General features: G+C 56.7%; 8 protein-coding genes. 4 read left to right on the top strand and 4 right to left on the bottom strand.

From position 1 onward, the window contains the following. Nucleotides 1–46 precede the first annotated feature (46 nt). From ABWV79_RS12635 to ABWV79_RS12620, 4 genes are all read left to right on the top strand, one after another. A complete protein-coding gene (locus ABWV79_RS12635; protein ID WP_353392345.1) occupies nucleotides 47–8875 on the top strand; it encodes a beta strand repeat-containing protein in 8829 nt (2942 codons plus the stop codon). Between the two features lie 119 nt (nucleotides 8876–8994). Next, a complete protein-coding gene (locus ABWV79_RS12630; protein ID WP_170356233.1) occupies nucleotides 8995–9243 on the top strand; it encodes a hypothetical protein in 249 nt (82 codons plus the stop codon). 94 nt (nucleotides 9244–9337) lie between these two features. Next, a complete protein-coding gene (locus ABWV79_RS12625; RefSeq protein WP_353392342.1) occupies nucleotides 9338–11080 on the top strand; it encodes a type I secretion system permease/ATPase in 1743 nt (580 codons plus the stop codon). Further along, nucleotides 11077–12393, top strand: a complete 1317-nt coding sequence (locus ABWV79_RS12620; RefSeq protein ID WP_353392340.1) for an HlyD family type I secretion periplasmic adaptor subunit — start codon at nucleotides 11077–11079, stop codon at nucleotides 12391–12393. Before ABWV79_RS12625 ends, ABWV79_RS12620 begins: the two co-directional genes overlap by 4 nt. Here the strand turns inward: ABWV79_RS12620 and ABWV79_RS12615 are convergent. Genes ABWV79_RS12615 through ABWV79_RS12600 form a run of 4 tightly spaced genes read right to left on the bottom strand, consistent with a single transcriptional unit; the run spans nucleotide 12356 to nucleotide 17968 of the window. Beyond that, nucleotides 12356–13147 carry a maleate cis-trans isomerase family protein gene (locus ABWV79_RS12615; protein ID WP_353392338.1) on the bottom strand — a complete coding sequence of 264 codons (792 nt, stop codon included), beginning with the start codon at nucleotides 13145–13147 and terminating at the stop codon, nucleotides 12356–12358. The two genes, ABWV79_RS12620 and ABWV79_RS12615, sit on opposite strands and share 38 nt — an antisense overlap. After that, nucleotides 13144–14226 carry a pyridoxal phosphate-dependent aminotransferase gene (locus ABWV79_RS12610; RefSeq protein ID WP_353392336.1) on the bottom strand — a complete coding sequence of 361 codons (1083 nt, stop codon included), beginning with the start codon at nucleotides 14224–14226 and terminating at the stop codon, nucleotides 13144–13146. Before ABWV79_RS12610 ends, ABWV79_RS12615 begins: the two co-directional genes overlap by 4 nt. Continuing rightward, nucleotides 14223–15872, bottom strand: coding sequence for a hydantoinase B/oxoprolinase family protein (locus ABWV79_RS12605; RefSeq protein WP_353392334.1), 1650 nt, complete (start codon nucleotides 15870–15872; stop codon nucleotides 14223–14225). The genes ABWV79_RS12610 and ABWV79_RS12605 overlap by 4 nt, the downstream gene beginning before the upstream one ends. Further along, nucleotides 15872–17968, bottom strand: coding sequence for a hydantoinase/oxoprolinase family protein (locus tag ABWV79_RS12600; protein WP_353392332.1), 2097 nt, complete (start codon nucleotides 17966–17968; stop codon nucleotides 15872–15874). The genes ABWV79_RS12605 and ABWV79_RS12600 overlap by 1 nt, the downstream gene beginning before the upstream one ends. Nucleotides 17969–18036: the final 68 nt, after the last annotated feature.

Raw genomic sequence — 18036 nt, 5'->3', positions numbered from 1 at the left:
GATGCTGCTCACCCGCCCAGAGCGTTAAGAAAAGGGATACGGTATAATGGGTTCTTCCTACGAGTCATTCTACAGCACGACCTACGATAACGGCCGCTACGCGCATATCGACGACGTGGGCGATATTTATGTTGAACACTACGGCAGCAACAGCACCATCAGGATCACCAACACTTTCGACATCGAGAACTTGATCATCCATGGTGACAACAACACCATCTATCTGGATGATGTTGAATACATTTACAATTTTGACGCCCGGGGCAACAACCTGGACATTGATATCAGTCGTATTCGTGAAGATAATATCTCGCAGGCCGACGCCAATATCGAGCTGTGGACATCGGGGTCTGACGTTAACCTTGTGGACGGCTTCAACCTGGAGCTGTGGTTTCATGACAATGGCGTCAATGGGAACAACAATATCAGTATTGTCGACTTCTGGAATATTGATGTCGACCTTTGGGGCAACTATAACTCTCTATATGCTTACGACGTTGATGATGTATGGCTGGATGCCTATGGGGGTGGTCAGACGATCACCATCATCGACGCCTTCGATATCGAACGCCTCTATATCTCGGGCGGTGACAACTATGTTTACCTCAACGATGTAGAGTTTGTGACCGTCGATATTCGCGGCGGCAACAACACCTTGAATCTATATAACGTCGCTGAGAACGGGATCTCGTTCGCAAATTCTGTCGTTGATATCTACGGCGGCAGCAACACCCTGAACGTAGACGATATCTTTGACCTAGACTTGGACATTCGCGGCGGGTTCAACACCATCAGTGTCAACAACGCCACCGATATTGACATCAACACCCACGGCTATGGCGAAAACAACATCACATTGACCGATGTGGATGACGTGGCGCTGCATTTGGTCGGACGCAACACCACCCGTATTCACTCGACAGCCGAGTTCAGCGCCGATATCACCGTGCATGGCGGTACCGGAACGAACCACATCACCACTGCGGGCGGGTTCGAGGCGACAGTCAACACCTATGGCAATACCGATGATACTGTCATTGCAGGGGCTGGTGGATCTTATATCTACACGCATGGCGGGAACGACTATATCGACTCGACCGGAGCGTTTAAGATCAATGTCTATGCTGGGGCAGGCGACGACACGATCATTGCCCGTGGAGCGGATGCCTATATTGATGCAGGCAGCGGCCACAACACGATTACCGCCAGTGGGGTCGGTGTGGGCGTTGTTGCCGGGTCGGGCAACGATACGCTGACAGTTGATGCCGCCATCGGTTACGCCAGCCTTGGCGATGGTCACAACACAGTGAATTTCAATGTGGGTGTCGGCTCGGTCACGGTTGGGTCCGGCGACGACACAATCAACGTCAACGCGGCAGGGGCTGCGATCAACGCGGGCGAAGGCAACAACACCATTCGTTTCAACGGCTTCGCCGGGGATATCTCGGTGGGCAGCGGCAATGATACGGTTCACGTGAACGCAGCGGGTGTCCGCCTGAATGCTGGCGAAGGGGATAACTCGATCCATTTCAACGGGTTTGCGGGCGATATCACCGTTGGTGGGGGCAACGACAGAATCTATGTGAACGCTGTGGGTGTCGGCATTGACGCCGGTGAGGGCAACAACCATTTCGACGTGCGCGCGTTGGGGGCAAACCTGACCGCAGGCAGCGGGAATGACAGCGCTTATGTTGGTGCCGCTGTTGGTGTTCTGGATTTGGGTGAGGGCAACAATACGATCGAGTTGCACGCCATCGGAGGATCTATCCGAGTCGGGTCTGGCGACGACACGATCCTTGCGCGGGTGGTCGGAGCCTCGATCGACGCAGGTCATGGGAACAACCTCTTTGACGTTCAAGCCGCGGGCGCAAGCCTGACTGCGGGCGATGGCGACGACACCGCTTTTGTTGGGGCTGCTGTTGGCTTGCTGAACCTGGGCGGGGGGAACAACGTTGTCGAACTGAACGCAGTTGGTGGCAACATCACGGTAGGCGATGGCGACGACACATTCGTAGTCAACGCTTTGGGCGCGGATCTGAACGCGGGCAACGGTGACAATATCATTACCGCAAAGGGCTTCGGCTTTTCGGCGGAAACCGGGTCAGGCAATGACCGTATCTGGTCCTTGGGCGTAGGCGGACAAGAGATTGACAGCGGTGATGGCAATGACATTGTCACCGCCTATGGCGGGGTCAACGTGGTCCATGCTGGGCATGGCCACAATCAGGTCGAGGTCGCGGGTGGCCTGAACGTCGTACAAGCAGGCTACGGCAACAACGTGATCGACGCTTATGGCGGCGCAAACGTGGTTCTGTCGGGCCACGGCAACAACGATGTAGACGCCTTTGGCGGCGCCAATGCCGTTTTCCTTGGGGATGGAGACAACGAAGTCGTCGCCGGCGGTGGCCTCAACATCATCGCAGTAGGGGATGGTGAAAACAACATCTTCGCCGCAGGGGGTCTGAACATCATCCTCGCGGGCAACGGAGATTCCAGCCTGAACACCCGCGCGCAGGCGGTCACCAATTCGGATCGCGGCGCAAATCTGGTTGAGAACGGCTCGTTCGAGCTTGGCACCGATATCGGAACCGGTATCTCTTTCCGCGTCCCTGATGGTTGGACGCAATCCTTCGGCCAGTTGGAAATTCACGACACTTCGATCTTTAACGATCAGGTCAGCCCGTATGGGTTCTCGGCTTCGGGCAGCGGACGGCACATTCTGGAACTGGACGGCACGCGGAACTCGGGTGTGTACCAGGATATCGACACCCGTGACGGGGCGACCTACGAGATCACGCTCAGCTATCGCGGGACGACCACCGTGTCGGTGGAAAGCAACACGATCGAAGTCTGGTGGGATGGCGAAAAGGTTGGCGAGATCGCCTCAACCCATACCGATTGGCGCGACTATTCCTTTGCGGTCACCGGCGGCGACACCTCGCGGCTGGAACTGCGCGCAGCGGGCAACTCGGATCTGCTGGGCGGAGCCGTTGACAACGTGCGCGTGAATGAAATCCTGGGCACACGAGACATCGGTGACGGTGTCCTGGATGCGGACTTCAACGCAAACGCCGCTGAAAACGTGCAGGATCTGTCGGAAAATATCGTTCAGAACGGGTCGTTCGAGCTGGGCACACAGGAAGATACCGCCATTTCGTTTTATGTGCCGACGGGCTGGACGCAGTCCTTTGGGCGACTCGAAGTCCACAACACCAACTTGATCAATGACAGCATTAACCAGTTTGGCCACAGCGCATCTGGCCATGGCGACCACATTCTGGAATTGGACGGAACCGAGAATTCAGGAATTTACCAGGACCTCAACACGCGGGCTGGTCTCGAATATGATATCACCATCAGCTATCGCGGAACGACAACGGTATCCGCGGAAAGCAACTCGATCGAGGTTTGGTGGGCCGGGCAACTGGTTGGGACGGTTGCAGATACCCACACTGATTGGCGCGACTATACTTTCCGGGTCACTGGGGCCGATACATCACGTCTTGAATTCCGGGCGGCGGGAACATCCGACCTGTTGGGCGGGGCCATCGACAACGTACGGGTTGTTGCGAATTCGCAAGCAACCGACGGTAACCTTCTGACCAATGGCAGCTTTGAACAAGGTAACTATGGCGATGCCAATTTCGGTCTTGGCCTGCCAGACGGCTGGACATCGTCCTTCGGCACACCCGAGTTCATTAAACTGGCAAATGCAGGGTACGGAGATGCCGCCGACGGCGACTATATCATCGAACTGGCCGGCGGTGCGGTCAATGGTGGCTTTGGTTCGGGCATTTACCAGGATGTCGACACCAATTCGGGCAGCACTTATCAGGTCTCGCTGAATTTCCGGGGACGAGATGGTGCAAACGGGGCGGACAACGCAATCGAGGTCTGGTGGGACGGTGCTCAGGTCGGAGTGATCTCCGAGGCGCATTCGGATTGGCGGACTTATACGTTCGACGTGAACGGCGCGGCCGGGGATACGTCGCGGCTGGAACTGCGTGCAAATGACAGCACCCATCTGGGCGGGCTGATCGACGATGTGCGCGTCGTCGAGACCGGCGAGCTGAACGCAAACCTGACCGCTGGCCTGAGCAATCCGGGCGCGGGTGACAATCTGATCACCAATGGCAGTTTCGAGTTCGGCAATTACGGCGATGCCAATTTCGGACTGTCTCTGCCCTATGGCTGGTCCTCGTCCTTTGGCACGCCTGAGTTCCTGAAAACCAGTACAATTGGTCTGGGTGCTGCTGCCGACGGAGAGTTTGCTCTTGAACTGGCTGGCGGTGCAGTCAACGGCGGATTTGGCTCGGGCGTTTATCAGGATGTCGACACCAGCTCGGGCGAGACCTACCAGATTTCGCTGAATTTCCGGGGACGGGATGGCGCAAACGGGGCGGATAACGCGATCGAGGTCTGGTGGGACGGCGTACAGGTCGGAGTGATTTCCGAGGCGCATGCGGATTGGCGGACCTATACATTCGAAGTCTCGGGCGCGGCCGGGGATACGTCGCGGCTGGAGCTGCGCACAACCGACAGCACCCACCTGGGCGGGCTGATCGACGATGTGCGCGTCGAGCGTGTCGTTGACGGTGCGCAGCCTGCAGCCGATGAGCCCGGCAATGGCATTCAGGCTTACGGCGTTGGTAACCTTGTGGTCAGCGGCAGCGGCAGTGACCGCATCGTTGCGGGAAGCCTGTTGAACCTGGCAGCGCTTGTTGCGGTGGATGCCGCTGCCGCCAGCGACGATAGCGGGCTGGTCGGCAGCCTGTTCGGTACGTCGGATGGCACGGCCTTTGGAGAAGATCAGGCCGGGTCCATTCTGATCAACGCGCTGGCCAGCGTGACCAACCTGGCCAACGTGGTCATCGCGGGCAATGGCAACAACCAGGTCAAGGCTTATGGCGGCCACAACCTTGTGCAGGCCGGGGAAGGCGATGACGACATCACTGCGATCGGCAATGCCAATCTTGTGGTGGCTGGCAACGGCAACAACGACGCGCAGCTTGTCGGCTCGCTCAACGCGTATTGGGGCGGCAGCGGCGATGATGAGATCGACCTGATCGGCGGAAACAACATCCTGCTGCTGGGCACCGGCGACAATACCGTGACTGGTCTGGCGCTGGGGCAGAACCTGATCGTGGGCGGCGGCAATGCAGGGGATACCGATGATATCGTGATCACCGGCAGCTCGAACTTCCTGTTCCTGGGCAGCGGCACCAATAACGTGCTGACCATTGGCCAGAGCAATATCGTTCTGGGCGGCGACGGCGAGGACACGATCTTTGCACTTGGCAACTTCAACTTTGTCAACGCAGCCAGCGGCACAAACAGCATCGCAGTGGCCGGTGTCACCAATTATGTGCTGGGTGGCGACGACAACGATCAGGCGCTGATCCTGGGCGGCAACAACGTCTCGTTGCTGGGCAATGGCAACAACGACGTGATCACGCTGGGCTACAGCAACGTGGTTTTCACCGGATCGCACAGCGACACGGTTTATGCCGGTGGCCGGTACAACGCGATCTCGACTGCCGCAGGCGAAGACACGATCATTGCCGCGGGTCAGGCCAATGTGGTTCTGTCCGGTGCCGATGACGATTTTGTCACCATCGCAGGCCAGCGCAACTTTGCCCTTTCAGGAACTGGAGATGACGTTGTCGTCTCAGTCGGCCAATACAATATCCTTTTGACCGAAGCCGGGGACGATACCGTTCTGACTGCGGGCAAGGACAATTTCGTGCTGACAGCCAGCGGTGACGATACCGTTGCGGCCTTTGGCAAGTTCAACCTTGTGGCTTCAGGCAGCGGCTCGGACGTTGTGATAGCCTTTGGTCAGACCAACTTTGTTGTGACCGACAATGAAATCACGATCGACCCGCAAGAAATCGCCGATTACCAAAAGCGCGTCAAAGACAAGAAAGAGGCCGACAAGGCCGCAGCGGATGCGGCTGATCGAAAAGCCAAAGGCCTGCCGGAAAAAACTGCGCAGGAAAAACCAACCAGTTCTACCACCAACACGGCCAATGCCACGGGTGTCAGCACCAAATACGAAGACAAGGATATCGGAGCCAGCTTCACAGCCGGTATCGCAGTATCGGGGTCGGCTTCGGTGCTGTTTCCCGATCTCGAATTCTCGACAGAAGGGGTGCCGGACGTCAACATCCCGGGGTTCAGCACGCCGCAGATCAATCTGGATATTCCCGATATTCCGGAACTGCGCAGCCGGCCTGATTACCAATATGGTGAGTTGGGCGCCTATGGCCTGCCAGAAATCAGCCTGCCGGACCTGACAATCCCCGACCTGACGGTCGCCGGGCAGGCTCTGCCCAGCTTGTCGCTGCCCGATGTGTCAGATTTCGGGTTCCGCGATGACGGGTTGGATTTCGACTTCACGCTGGATATCGACTTTAACCCCAGCACTTACGCCGGAATCAGCAATGTCTACAAAGACCTTGTCGGCGTCGAAAGCGCGGACGGGAAGGCGGGCATCTTCAACTCGTCCAACGGAATTCGCCTCAGCCCCAACAGCGGCAATGCGGAATTCCAAGCCTATACCGAACAGCGCGGCGATGTCGGGCCTGCAAGCGGGGGCAACAACACCTTCTTTACCGGCACCGATCTGGCCAATTCGCCCTCAATCACTGGCACGGCCAATGGCGGCTATCAGGTGTTGCAGACCGAGGATGAGTTCGCCGTTGAGGTGAACCCCGCCGAAGCCGCGCCGGAAACCGCCCCACCGACGACCATCAGCCTGCCAACCTTTACGCTACCTGAAATCTCGGTGCCCTCTTTTGCCATCGGCGGAGCAGATCTGTCAGGCCTGTCGGATATCGACACCATTTTGGGAGGACGCGAGTTCTTTGGCCTGTCGATCCCCGAATTCGACATTCCGGCCGAGTATCTGGAGATTCCGGATTTTGATCTGGACGACTTCGCCAGCCGTGATGCGGTGACGCTGGGCGCGCAGACCTTCACGATCCCGGAACTGGCTTTGCCCACGGTTGCAGGCGTCAACTGGGCGCAACGGTTTGGCAGCTTTAACCAAACCTACAACTTCCTGCAAACCGATGCGGATGGCGGCGAAGGTGACATTGCAGTGGTCGGTGGACGCGAAAACCGTGTCTACACCGGCGGAGGCGACGACGCGGTGCTGGTTCTTGGGAAAGCCAACAGTGTCTATCTGGGCGCGGGCAATGACGCCGCCGCCGTGTTCGGGACCGAGCGCAACTTTGTCAACGCAGGCGCCGGTGCGGATATCTTGCTGGCCGTAGGCAAGACCAACAGCCTGAATGGCGGTGCGGGCAACGATATTGTCTTTGCCATTGGGGAATCCAACACCGTCCGCGGCGGCACTGATCCCACACCCGGCGTGACCGACGACAACATTCTGATCGCCATCGGCAAGAAGAACGACATCGACTCGTCCAACAATGGCAATGATCTGAATGGTGGCGTCGACGTTGCCATCGCGATCGGCTCGGAAAACAAGGTCCGCACCGGCGGCGGTGACGATACAGTTCTTAGCGTCGGGGTCAAAAACGACACCGGCACCGGTGGCGGCAACGACATCGTAGTCAGCATTGGTAAAGAGAACACCGTTGATCTGGGGCGCGGAAGCGACGTTGCCCTGGTGTTGGGGGTCAAAACCGAAATCAACGGTGACAAACAGACTGACTTAAATGGCGATGACATTATCTTTGCTTTGGGTGGTCGCAACAAGATCGAAGGCAACGGAGGCAATGACAGCATCTTTGTTGCCGGTCTCTACAACACGGTACTGGCTGGCGGAGACGATGATCTTGTGGTCAGCACTGGATCGCGAAACCTGACCTCGTTGGGGTCGGGTGATGATATCGTCATCACCATAGGTGTGGCCAGCCTGACAACCGGTGGTCTTGGGGATGACACCATCATCAATGTAGGCGCGCGCTATGCCAGCCTTGGGGGTGCTGGGAACGATGTGTTCCTTGGTATCGGCAACGGATATCTGGATGGTGGCGACGATCAGGACGTCTTCCTGAACTTCGGGACCGGGACGTTGGACTTCCTGTTCAACGCGGGTATTTCGGTTGTGTCGGAAGCGCTGGCAAATGTGGTTGGCGCCCTGGATACAGTGCTGGAATCCTTCGAAGTCAGCGGATCAGCCGCGTTGGGCGGCGTCTTCAGCTTTGTTGAAAACTCGGTACTGAACGGCGGCGCGGATAGCGATGTGTTCGTGGCGGGCTTTGGCAACTCGGTGGCCTTTGGTGGCAGCGGCGCGGACCAATATATCTATACGCTGGGCAGCGGGCGCTTTGTGGTCAGCGACCAGATCCAGACCAACCTGCAGGACAGCGCATCTGCTCTGACGGGGACAACCGCCGAAGGTCTGTCGCAATTGTCCAACGGCGATGACGCAGCATTCGGCACCTATTTCGATGACGTCGAAAACGGTTTGCTAGGGGATGCCTCGGGGTCCGCCGCATCGGTTCTCAGCAACGATGCTTTTGTCGATGTGCTGATCTTCCGTACTGCCAACGGGGATACCACCAATATCACTACCGACAACCTTGTCTTCTCGGATGCGGATGACACGATTGACGTTGTGGTTGACGGGGCCTCGCTGGGTCAGGTGCAGATCAACCAGTTCGGCAGTGAGGACATAATCCGCGTCGTGGATCACGACAGCACCTCAGAGATCACGTTCGGGCAGCTCATTTCAAACTCGACTGATGCGCAAGACCCGTTCACCGAGTTTGATGTTGTTGCCGCAATCCAGTCCGGAGTTGATGCAACGATCGCGTATCTCAGTGAAGGCGTGGCCGATCTTGCAGCCAGTAACACTGCCGCAACACGCAGTATCGAAAACGGTGCTTTCCAGGAAATTTAGTCAATATACGACGATCTGTCGATCCTGAGTAGCGACAATCTGGTCTTTGTCTGATCCCCCCGGCTCGGCGCGTTGTCCTGTGCCGGGCCACTAACATCCCTCTGCGTAAGGAGCGTTAAATGCAACACGTTTATATTGATGGCATCACGGATATCTCGACGATCAACGGAGTGGTACGTGTCACTTGTGGGTGTCTGAAAAAATCCGCGACCGAAGGGGAAGCTCCGGCAAGCGAAAACACCCTGATGATCAACATGTCGCTTCATGCGCTTCTGCAATGCCATGCGCAGATTTCAACCATGATCAAGGTGCTTGAAGAGAAAGAAATCTACAAACACGTGGAAAAAACGTCCGAAACCGATGCCTAGGCTGAGGTGGATTCTCATAGGCTTTTAGGCAACGGGCTCTGGCAAAGCCAGGAAGATCTTTCTGGTTTAAGGCACTGAAAAGACAAGGCTAAAAATGGCAGGTTCAGAGGCCAGGCAGATTCAGGCGGGGCGCGCCGAATTGCGCGGTGCACGGCGTCAAAGCCGCGGCCTGTTTTGGTGTGTCGCCATTTTCAGCTTTTTTGCGAACCTGTTGATGCTCACTGGCCCGCTATACATGCTCCAGGTATATGATCGCGTCTTGGGTAGCCGCTCGGTCGAGACACTGGTCGCCCTCTCTGTGCTGGTGGTCTTTCTCTACGGTATGATGGGATTGCTGGACTACGCGCGAGGTCGACTTTTGGGCCGAATAGGCGCGCGGTTCCAATCCGACCTTGATCCTCGTGTTTTTGATGCGGCGCTGCGTAGGGCGTCAGGTCCGGGGAAATCAGATAACACTGCCGGTCCAGCTGATCTGGTTGCCATTTCGCGGTTGTTCTCGTCACCAGTTTTCGGAGCGGTTTTTGATCTGCCCTGGACCCCGGTATTTTTCCTTGGAATTTGGGTTTTCCACCCTTGGCTGGGCATACTCGCCCTCGTAGGTGGGGTCATTCTTATTGCAGTAACCGTCATTAACCAGGTCACCACGCGCGCACCTAGTCAAGCGGCCAACCGGGCTTCGGTCGAGGCGCAAGTCATCTCGGACCAAATGCAAAATGAGGCCGAAATGGCGCAGGCGCTGGGAATGCGTGGCGCAGCCTTTAAAAGGTGGAGCAAAGCACGTGACAACGCATTGTCCGAACATATGCGCTCGGCCGATCTTGGAGGGACGTTCACCACCACGACAAAGACATTCCGACTGTTCTTACAATCTGCAATGCTGGGGCTTGGCGCACTGCTTGTGCTACGGGGTCAGATGACGCCAGGGGCAATGATTGCAGGTTCGATCCTGATGGGCCGAGCCCTTGCACCTATCGAACAGATCGTCGGTCAATGGCCAATGGTTCAGGCTGCTATGCGAGGCTGGGGACAACTGGCCGAGCTTTTGGGAACGGTTCCAATCGAAACAAAGCGAACACCGCTGCCAACGCCGAAAGCCCGACTTGAAATACGTAACCTCACCATTGTTCCACCCGGTGAAACGCAAGCCGTCCTAAAAGCTGTCAACTTCGCTGTTTCACCAGGGCAAGCCGTGGGGGTGATCGGTCCGTCAGGTGCTGGTAAATCAAGCCTCGCAAGGGCGTTAACCGGCGTATGGCCTTCGGCAGGGGGGTACATCCGGTTGGATGGGGCCAGTCTTGATCAGTATACGCCAGATGTTCTGGGGTCGCATATCGGGTATCTGCCGCAGGAGGTGACCTTGTTTGACGGAACAATCGCCGAGAACATAGCTAAACTGGCCCCGGACCCCAAAGCTGAAAAGGTGGTATCGGCTGCGCGCAAGGCGGATGCGCATGAAATGATCGTTAAGTTGCCAAAGGGTTATGACACGCCTGTCAGGGCCACGGCCAATCGCCTGTCTGGTGGTCAGATTCAACGCATCGGTTTGGCCCGAGCGATGTATAGCGATCCTGTCATTCTTGTTCTGGATGAGCCGAACTCGAACTTAGACAATGAAGGAAGCGAAGCAGTGAACAAGGCGATCCGGGGGCTCAAGGCTGATGGCAAGTCCCTGTTGATTATCGCGCATCGGCCCGCGGTTCTGGCAGAATGCGATCTGTTGTTGATGTTGGATGGCGGAACTGTACGGGCGTTTGGGCCCCGAGACGAGGTTTTGCGAAAAGTGGTCAGGAACAGCAATGATGTCGCTCGAACAGATGCGCAGGGAGGTGTCCAGTGACCCGACCGGTTCAGCAAAACAACGGGCAATGGTCCGCGAAGGGGCCGTTGATTCTGGGCGTATTGACACTGTTTCTGTTGCTTGGAGGTTTTGGCGCCTGGGCGGTACTTGCCCGTATCTCGGGCGCGATCATCGCTAGCGGACAGATTGAGGTCGATCAGAACCGTCAGGTGGTTCAGCACCCCGATGGTGGCGTGGTGGCAGAAATTCTGGTGGATGAAGGAGACGTGGTCAGGGCAGGTGAGACCCTAATTCGTCTGGATCCAAGCGCTTTGGAGTCCGAGTTGGCCATCGCTGAAAACCAGCTCTATGAGTTGATGGCCCGCCGCGGACGACTAGAAGCTGAAAGGGACGGGCGCGAATCCATCCGGTTTGACGTTATTCTGTCGGAAGCTGCGGCTAAAGACTCAGACGCTGCGGATCTGATTGCGGGTCAAAAGCGGCTGTTTTCCGCGCGCGCGGCATCGACGCGCAACGAGATCGCCCAACTTGAGAAGCGCGCCAATCAGATCAAGAACCAGATAGATGGTCTGGCGGCACAGGAGGCGGCGCTGTCCCGGCAGCTTGAATTAATCACACAAGAGTTGGCCGGGCAGCAACAGTTGCTGGATCGCGGCCTGGCGCAGGCGTCTCGTGTTTTGGCCTTGCAAAGAGAAGATGCCAACCTGTCGGGCCAGATGGGTGACCTCAAGGCGCGTAAGGCAGAAGCCGAGGTGCGGATCACCGAGATTGGAATCGAAATCCTCAAGCTCGCCACTGCTCAGCGCGAAGATGCTATATCCCAGTTGCGCGACCTGACGGTTCGTGAGTTGGGTTTGCGGGAAGAACGCCGGGCTCTTTTGGATCGTCTGGCTCGCCTTAACATCAAGGCTCCGGTCGCAGGCGTAGTGTATAGTCTGCAGGTCTTTGCACTGCAATCCGTTGTCCAACAGGCGGATCCGGTTCTGTTCATTGTGCCGCAGGACCGACCATTGGTGATCAACACACAAGTTGAGGCTATTCATATTGACAAGCTGAGTATCGGCCAACTGGTCACCCTGCGTTTTCCAGCGCTGGATCAGCGCAAAACACCTGAACTTAGCGGTCGCGTTGTGACAATTTCGGCAGACGCTTTCGAGGATAACACCAGTCAGCTGCGATATTACCGGGCCGAGATCACATTGAACGAAGGCGAAACGCGAAGGCTGCCAGAAGGTTCGATTCTTGTACCTGGCATGCCTGTTGAAGCTTTCATCCGAACCGCGGATCGCAGCCCTTTGGGGTATTTGGTCAAACCTATGGCAGACTATTTTGCGAAGGCATTTCGTGACTAGTGTCTGGGCGATCGGACGCCGTCGTTTGCAGCAACCTCCCATACCCATGCACAGAATTGGCAATACCCATGATGTGCCGAGCCTGATACATCATTGCTTGGTTTGACGTGACAATTGGTTTGCCCAATGCCTGTTCTAATTGGTCGATAACTTCGACACTGCGCATATCGGTACAGGAAAGAACAATCGCATCAGCCTTCGGGTGGTCTGCAGCTCGTCCAAGTTCGAACACGGCTTGGGGGCCTATCGTGCCCTGTCCATAATTGTCCAACGTACTTGCGACTTCCGAGCGGTTGACCGTGTGGATTCCGGCCTCGGTCAAAAAACTGACGGCAAGGTCGTTGATTGCGGGGACATACGGCGAAGCAAACCCGATATTTTTCGCGCGCAGTGATCGCAGCGCAAACACGATTGCTCCGGCAGCGGTTACAGTCTCGGCTCCGCATTCGGCTTTAATCCGGGCCGCAAGTGTGCGGTCAAAGGCGAACCCATGGGTCAGGGTTGCAGATGTGCATCCATAAAGTATGACCTCGGGCCGGACCCCTTGGAGCAAACGAAGCGGCTCTTCAAGATTTGCGGCTCCAAGGCCGTGCATCTGTTCGGCATCAGGAATCTCATCCTGATCATAACCGCCCATTCTCGCGAAATGCAGCGACACCCCGTCGGGGCGCAACAAATACATATCAGGTTCAAGGTTGGTGTTCGTGAAGGGCACAAGAATGCCGAAACGAGCCAGCCCTCGGGAATGCTTCATGGTGTGTCCCCTTCGATCCATGCTTCCAACAGTTGGGCCGTGCGGTCCATTTCGGCGGATTGGCCGACAGTGATCCGCAGGCATTCGGGTAAGCCGGCCCCGGCCTGACCACGTGCTATGATGCCGTCGGCCCGAAGCGCATCATTGGCCGATCGTGCATCTTGGGGGTTTGCAAAGCGGATCAACACGAAATTGGTGAAGCTTTCTGGAACCTCGAAACCCGCACGGCGTAGTCTTGTCGCGAAATCGTCGCGCAGTTGGATCGTTGCTGACCGAGTGGCCTTCATATAGTCCTGATCATTCAACGCGCCTATCGCCGCAGCCTGAGCCGCCACTGATATGTTGTTGGGATTCATAATCTTACGGGTCTGTGTCGCGATATCCAAAGGGAACACGCCCCAACCGATCCGCATACCCGCCAATCCGTAGGCCTTGGAAAACGTCCGCAAAACAACCGTGTCACCGCGTTCGACCAGATCAAAGATAGGCTCGTTAAGATGGTCCGCATATTCGCCGTAAGCCTCGTCAACAACCAGCAACACCTGATCGGGAAGAGCCTCACGCAAACGCACAAGATCCGCTTTCGGGATAACGGTACCAGTCGGATTTCCCGGATTGGCAACAAAAACGATACGTGTGTCGGGTTGAACATGGTCGATCAGCGTATCAACGCATACTCCGCGCGACTTTTCTGGGGCAGTGTCAAAACGTGCACGCGCGACTTGTGCGGCGGTTTTGAAAAACGGATATGCATGTGCCGGTGCAAGTACCGAACAGTTTTCGTCTGCGTAGGCTTGGGCCAGACATGAGATCAACTCCATGGACCCGTTGCCACATAATATCCACTCGGCTGGCAGATCATGCAGCGCGGCCAGTGCCGAGCGGAGATCACGCCAATCGGGATCAGGATAAAGATGACCTGCTTCCATAGCGCCAGCAGCGGCAGAAACTGCCAGCGGGCTGGGGGGTGTCAGACTTTCATTTTGCGCCAGGGATATTAAGCGCCTACCTTCAAGATCGCTCAATTCAGCAAGCGCGTAAGGCGACAGTCTTGAAACATGCGACACTGGTTGGATCATGTTTCCACTCCATAGACGTCACGCGCGGACTGCTCCGTGATCAGGCCCGCCTCTAAGTCACGCAGAACCTCGGTTCGGCTACGGTCCTGGGGTAATCCAAAACCTCCGCCGCCCGGTGTTTCGAATACAAGAGTCTGACCCGCCTGTATTCGGACCTGACCTTTTCCTGGCAAGTCAGAACCATCGTGGCCGACCCGAATGCGCCCATTGGCACCTGCTAATCCACCAGATCGCCCACGTGCGGGGTTTTTGACCCGTTCCACTGAAAGGAACAGCAACAGGTCTTCGTCACAAGCGGATCGAAGCTCGATATGCTGTCCTAGACCGCCCCGCCTTTGACCCGCACCGCCGGAATCTGTTTTTAATTCTCGTCGGGTTATCAATACTGGTGCGACCGCTTCGGTCATTTCGACCTGCGATCCCCAAACCCCAGATGGGAACGCAGTTGCCGAGAGGCCGTCCAAGCTGGGTCTCGCGCCAGTACCTCCACTGAACACCAACTCAAGCGCGAACTGTTCGCCTCCGGTCTGCGGCGCTTCGGGCGCATGTCGCAAAGGCAGGTCGTACATGCACGACGCGCCTTCGGCAGGTACGTGATCGGGCAGGGCCTGCGCGAGGCACCCATACACCAGATCCGGCGTCATCTGGCCCAGCGTGTGACGCATTGCAACAGGCGCACCCGGCTGCGCATTCAGAATGCAGTCTTTCGGCCCCGACACGAGGAAAGCCGCCAATGATCCTGCATTGTTGGGAATATCTGGGCCTATTAAGCACCGCAGGGCAAAGACCGAATAGGCGGTCGCGTAATTCAGGGGTACATTGATACCCTTGCTGGACAGTCCCGAAGTACCCTTGAAATCCAGAACGATCTTATCCGCCTCAATCGTCAGGGCGGCGTGCAGTTCAATTTCGCGCTCGTACCCGTCTACTTTCAGTACGTTATGCCATGTGCCTTTCGGCAATCCAGCGATGACGTCAAGAGTGCCGCGATACGATGTTTCGATAATATAGTTTGCCAATTCATCCAGCCGATTGATGCCGAACTCTTGCATCATGCCAGACAATCTAACCGCTCCGGCCTCGCAGCATGCAATCAAGGCGTAAATGTCACCTTCATTTGCAACAGGTTCACGTGAGTTTGCCTTCACGATCTCGATCAGCAGAGCGTTGACAGTGCCGGCCTCTACCAGTTTGCAGGGTGGAACAAGCAACCCCTCGTCGTAAACATCTGACCCTTCCGGCCCCATTCCCAGACCACCCAAATCGACCAGATGAGAGGTGCAGGCCGTAAAACCAATCACCGTATCATCCAGAAATACAGGCATCATCAGCAGGAAATCGTTCAGGTGCCCAGATGCGATCCAGGGATCATTGGTCATGTAGATGTCGCCGGGCTGCATGTCTTGCACGGCAAAGCGGCCACTCAAGGTTTTTACCGCCTCGGCCATCGTGTTGATATGCCCAGGGGTTCCTGTAACGGCCTGCGCTAGCATCCGCCCCTGCACATCGAATATCCCGGCCGAAATGTCGCCACACTCTCGCACGATCGGAGAAAACGCGGCGCGGATAAGCGCTTGTCCTTGTTCTTCTACAACCGCCAGCAGGCGGTTCCACATGACCTGCAACCTAGTTTCTGACAGATTCATCATGATCCTCCACCGTTGCGGGCCAGCCAGATGTTCCCGGCCTCGTCCAGCCGCGCCGAGAAATCAGCGCTGACCAAGGTTGTTGTTTGCGGTTCCATAATCAAAGCCGGTCCTGAAAGATGATCACCCGGTTTCAGAGTGGCGCGGTCATAGAGACCTGCCTTTCGCCAATCACCAGTGACGTCGCACAGGGTTAACCGAAAGCCATGAGGCTTGGCTTGACGTTTTTTTGCCGAAGCCGCAGCGGGTGTTAAAGCGGGAGGAAGCGATGAGACTTCAAGCCCCCAATTCATGATTTCGACGCGCATGCCCGGAACTGCGCGGCTAAACTGTCTGATGTATTCATTCTCGAAACTATGGTGCAGTTCTGGAATGTCTTCTTCTTGCAGTGACCTATTGGGCAGCTGAATTTCTATCTCGTGACCTTGTCCGTGATACCGCATGTAGGCCCGCCTTCGTTGCACTAGCGCGCCCGTTGGGGCGCCGCTGCGAACAACAGACCGGGCCTCTTGCAACATCAGGTCAAAAAACGCGTTGAGATCCTGCAAATCGAGTTTATCGAGAGTTGTGTAACGCGAGCGAATGATCTCGAATGACACCGGAGCGAACAGAAACCCGACCGCTGAGCCCACGCCCGGGTCGCGTGGAATAACGATCCGGTCGACCTGCGCGCGCCGAGCCACTCGGGTGGCATGTAACGGCCCGTTGCCGCCAAAGGCGATCATAACGCGCGCAGTTAAATCCTTGCCGGACTCCACAGCGTGCATTCTGCCTGCGCTGGCCATGTTTTCGTCAACGATTTCGCTAATACCGAGCGCCGCCTGATCTGCCGCCAACACCAACGATTTTCCAATGCTCTGGTCCAAAGCGCAGTGCGCAGCATGTGTGTCTATTTTTATACGCCCTTCGGCAAACCGGTCCGGATCTATATACCCTTGCGCCACATCCGCATCAGTTACCGTAGGCTGCGTGCCGCCATTGGAAAACGCCGCTGGGCCTGGTTCAGAACCAGCGCTTTGCGGGCCGACATGCAGGCGCCCCAAACGATCTACATGAGCAATCGAACCGCCGCCCGCGCCGATCTCAATCATTTCGATAACCGGAATACGAACGGGCATACCCGATCCCTTGATAAAACGCGCCGCGCGGGCGATCTCGAATTTACGCGCGGTCTGTGGGCGAAAGGCGTCGATCAGGCAGAGTTTGGCTGTCGTACCGCCCATATCAAAGCTCAGAACTTCCCGCTCGTCCGTCTCGGCGGCAACTCGCGCCGCAAGTATTGCGCCTCCGGCTGGGCCGGACTCGACCAAACGGATAGGCAGGCGCGCCGCTGTTTCCAGCGTCGTCATACCTCCGCCTGCGGTCATCATTAGAATAGGGCAATCTAAGCCTTCGGCGTTAAACCGTGTTTGAAAGTCCGACAAATAGTCTGCCATCTGCGGCTGGACATACGCGTTGGCAATGGTTGTCGACAGTCGATCGAATTCTCGCGCCTCGGGGCTGACCTCATGCGACAAGGAAATCGCCACCTCTGGCAAAGCCTTGGACAAAAGCTGCCGCAACCTGATCTCATGCGCCGGGTTGGCGTAGGCATGCAAAAGGCAAATCGCGAGAGCCTCGGCGCCACAGTCGGACAAGTCGCGAACAAGCTGTGTGACATCCTCCTCTGCAAGCCCGGACAGTTCGCGGCCACGCGCATCCATCCGCCCTCGGATTGTAAAGGCACGCGTGCGCGGCACGATCAGGTCTGGCTTGACCAGGTTGATGTCATACTGGCTGTAACGGCGCTCATAGGCGATTTCCAGAATGTCCCGAAACCCTTCTGTTGTCACGGTCGCGACCCGAGCACCGCGCCGTTCGATCAACGCATTTGTGGCAAGGGTTGTTCCGTGAATAAATCCGATGATGTCGCGCCAATTTGCGTTGGCATCTGACATCACACGCCGGACACCTTGCAGCGCGCCCAAAGTGGGGTTGCTGGGTGTCGTAGGCGTTTTGGTCGTTGCCAAAATCTGGTCATGTTCGTTGACCAGGACCGTGTCGGTAAATGTACCACCAATATCGACTGCAACACGCAGGCCGTTTTCAGGTTTCATTCAAAGCCATAAGGATTGAGTTAAGGGATTTTGAGCCTGTGTCGCGCTGACAGCGGACCCAACGACGT

Source organism: Ruegeria sp. HU-ET01832, from assembly GCF_040371315.1.
GTDB lineage: Bacteria > Pseudomonadota > Alphaproteobacteria > Rhodobacterales > Rhodobacteraceae > Ruegeria > Ruegeria lacuscaerulensis_A.
The sequence above is the reverse complement of the archived record's forward strand: the minus strand, read 5'-3'. Positions and strand labels throughout refer to the sequence as shown.

Coding starts and splice junctions, on each gene's coding strand:
- ABWV79_RS12635 (WP_353392345.1), top strand. CDS start 47: ATGGGTTCTTCCTACGAGTCATTCTACAGCACGACCTACGATAACGGC.
- ABWV79_RS12630 (WP_170356233.1), top strand. CDS start 8,995: ATGCAACACGTTTATATTGATGGCATCACGGATATCTCGACGATCAAC.
- ABWV79_RS12625 (WP_353392342.1), top strand. CDS start 9,338: ATGGCAGGTTCAGAGGCCAGGCAGATTCAGGCGGGGCGCGCCGAATTG.
- ABWV79_RS12615 (WP_353392338.1), bottom strand. CDS start 13,147: ATGAAGCATTCCCGAGGGCTGGCTCGTTTCGGCATTCTTGTGCCCTTC.
- ABWV79_RS12610 (WP_353392336.1), bottom strand. CDS start 14,226: ATGATCCAACCAGTGTCGCATGTTTCAAGACTGTCGCCTTACGCGCTT.
- ABWV79_RS12605 (WP_353392334.1), bottom strand. CDS start 15,872: ATGAATCTGTCAGAAACTAGGTTGCAGGTCATGTGGAACCGCCTGCTG.
- ABWV79_RS12600 (WP_353392332.1), bottom strand. CDS start 17,968: ATGAAACCTGAAAACGGCCTGCGTGTTGCAGTCGATATTGGTGGTACA.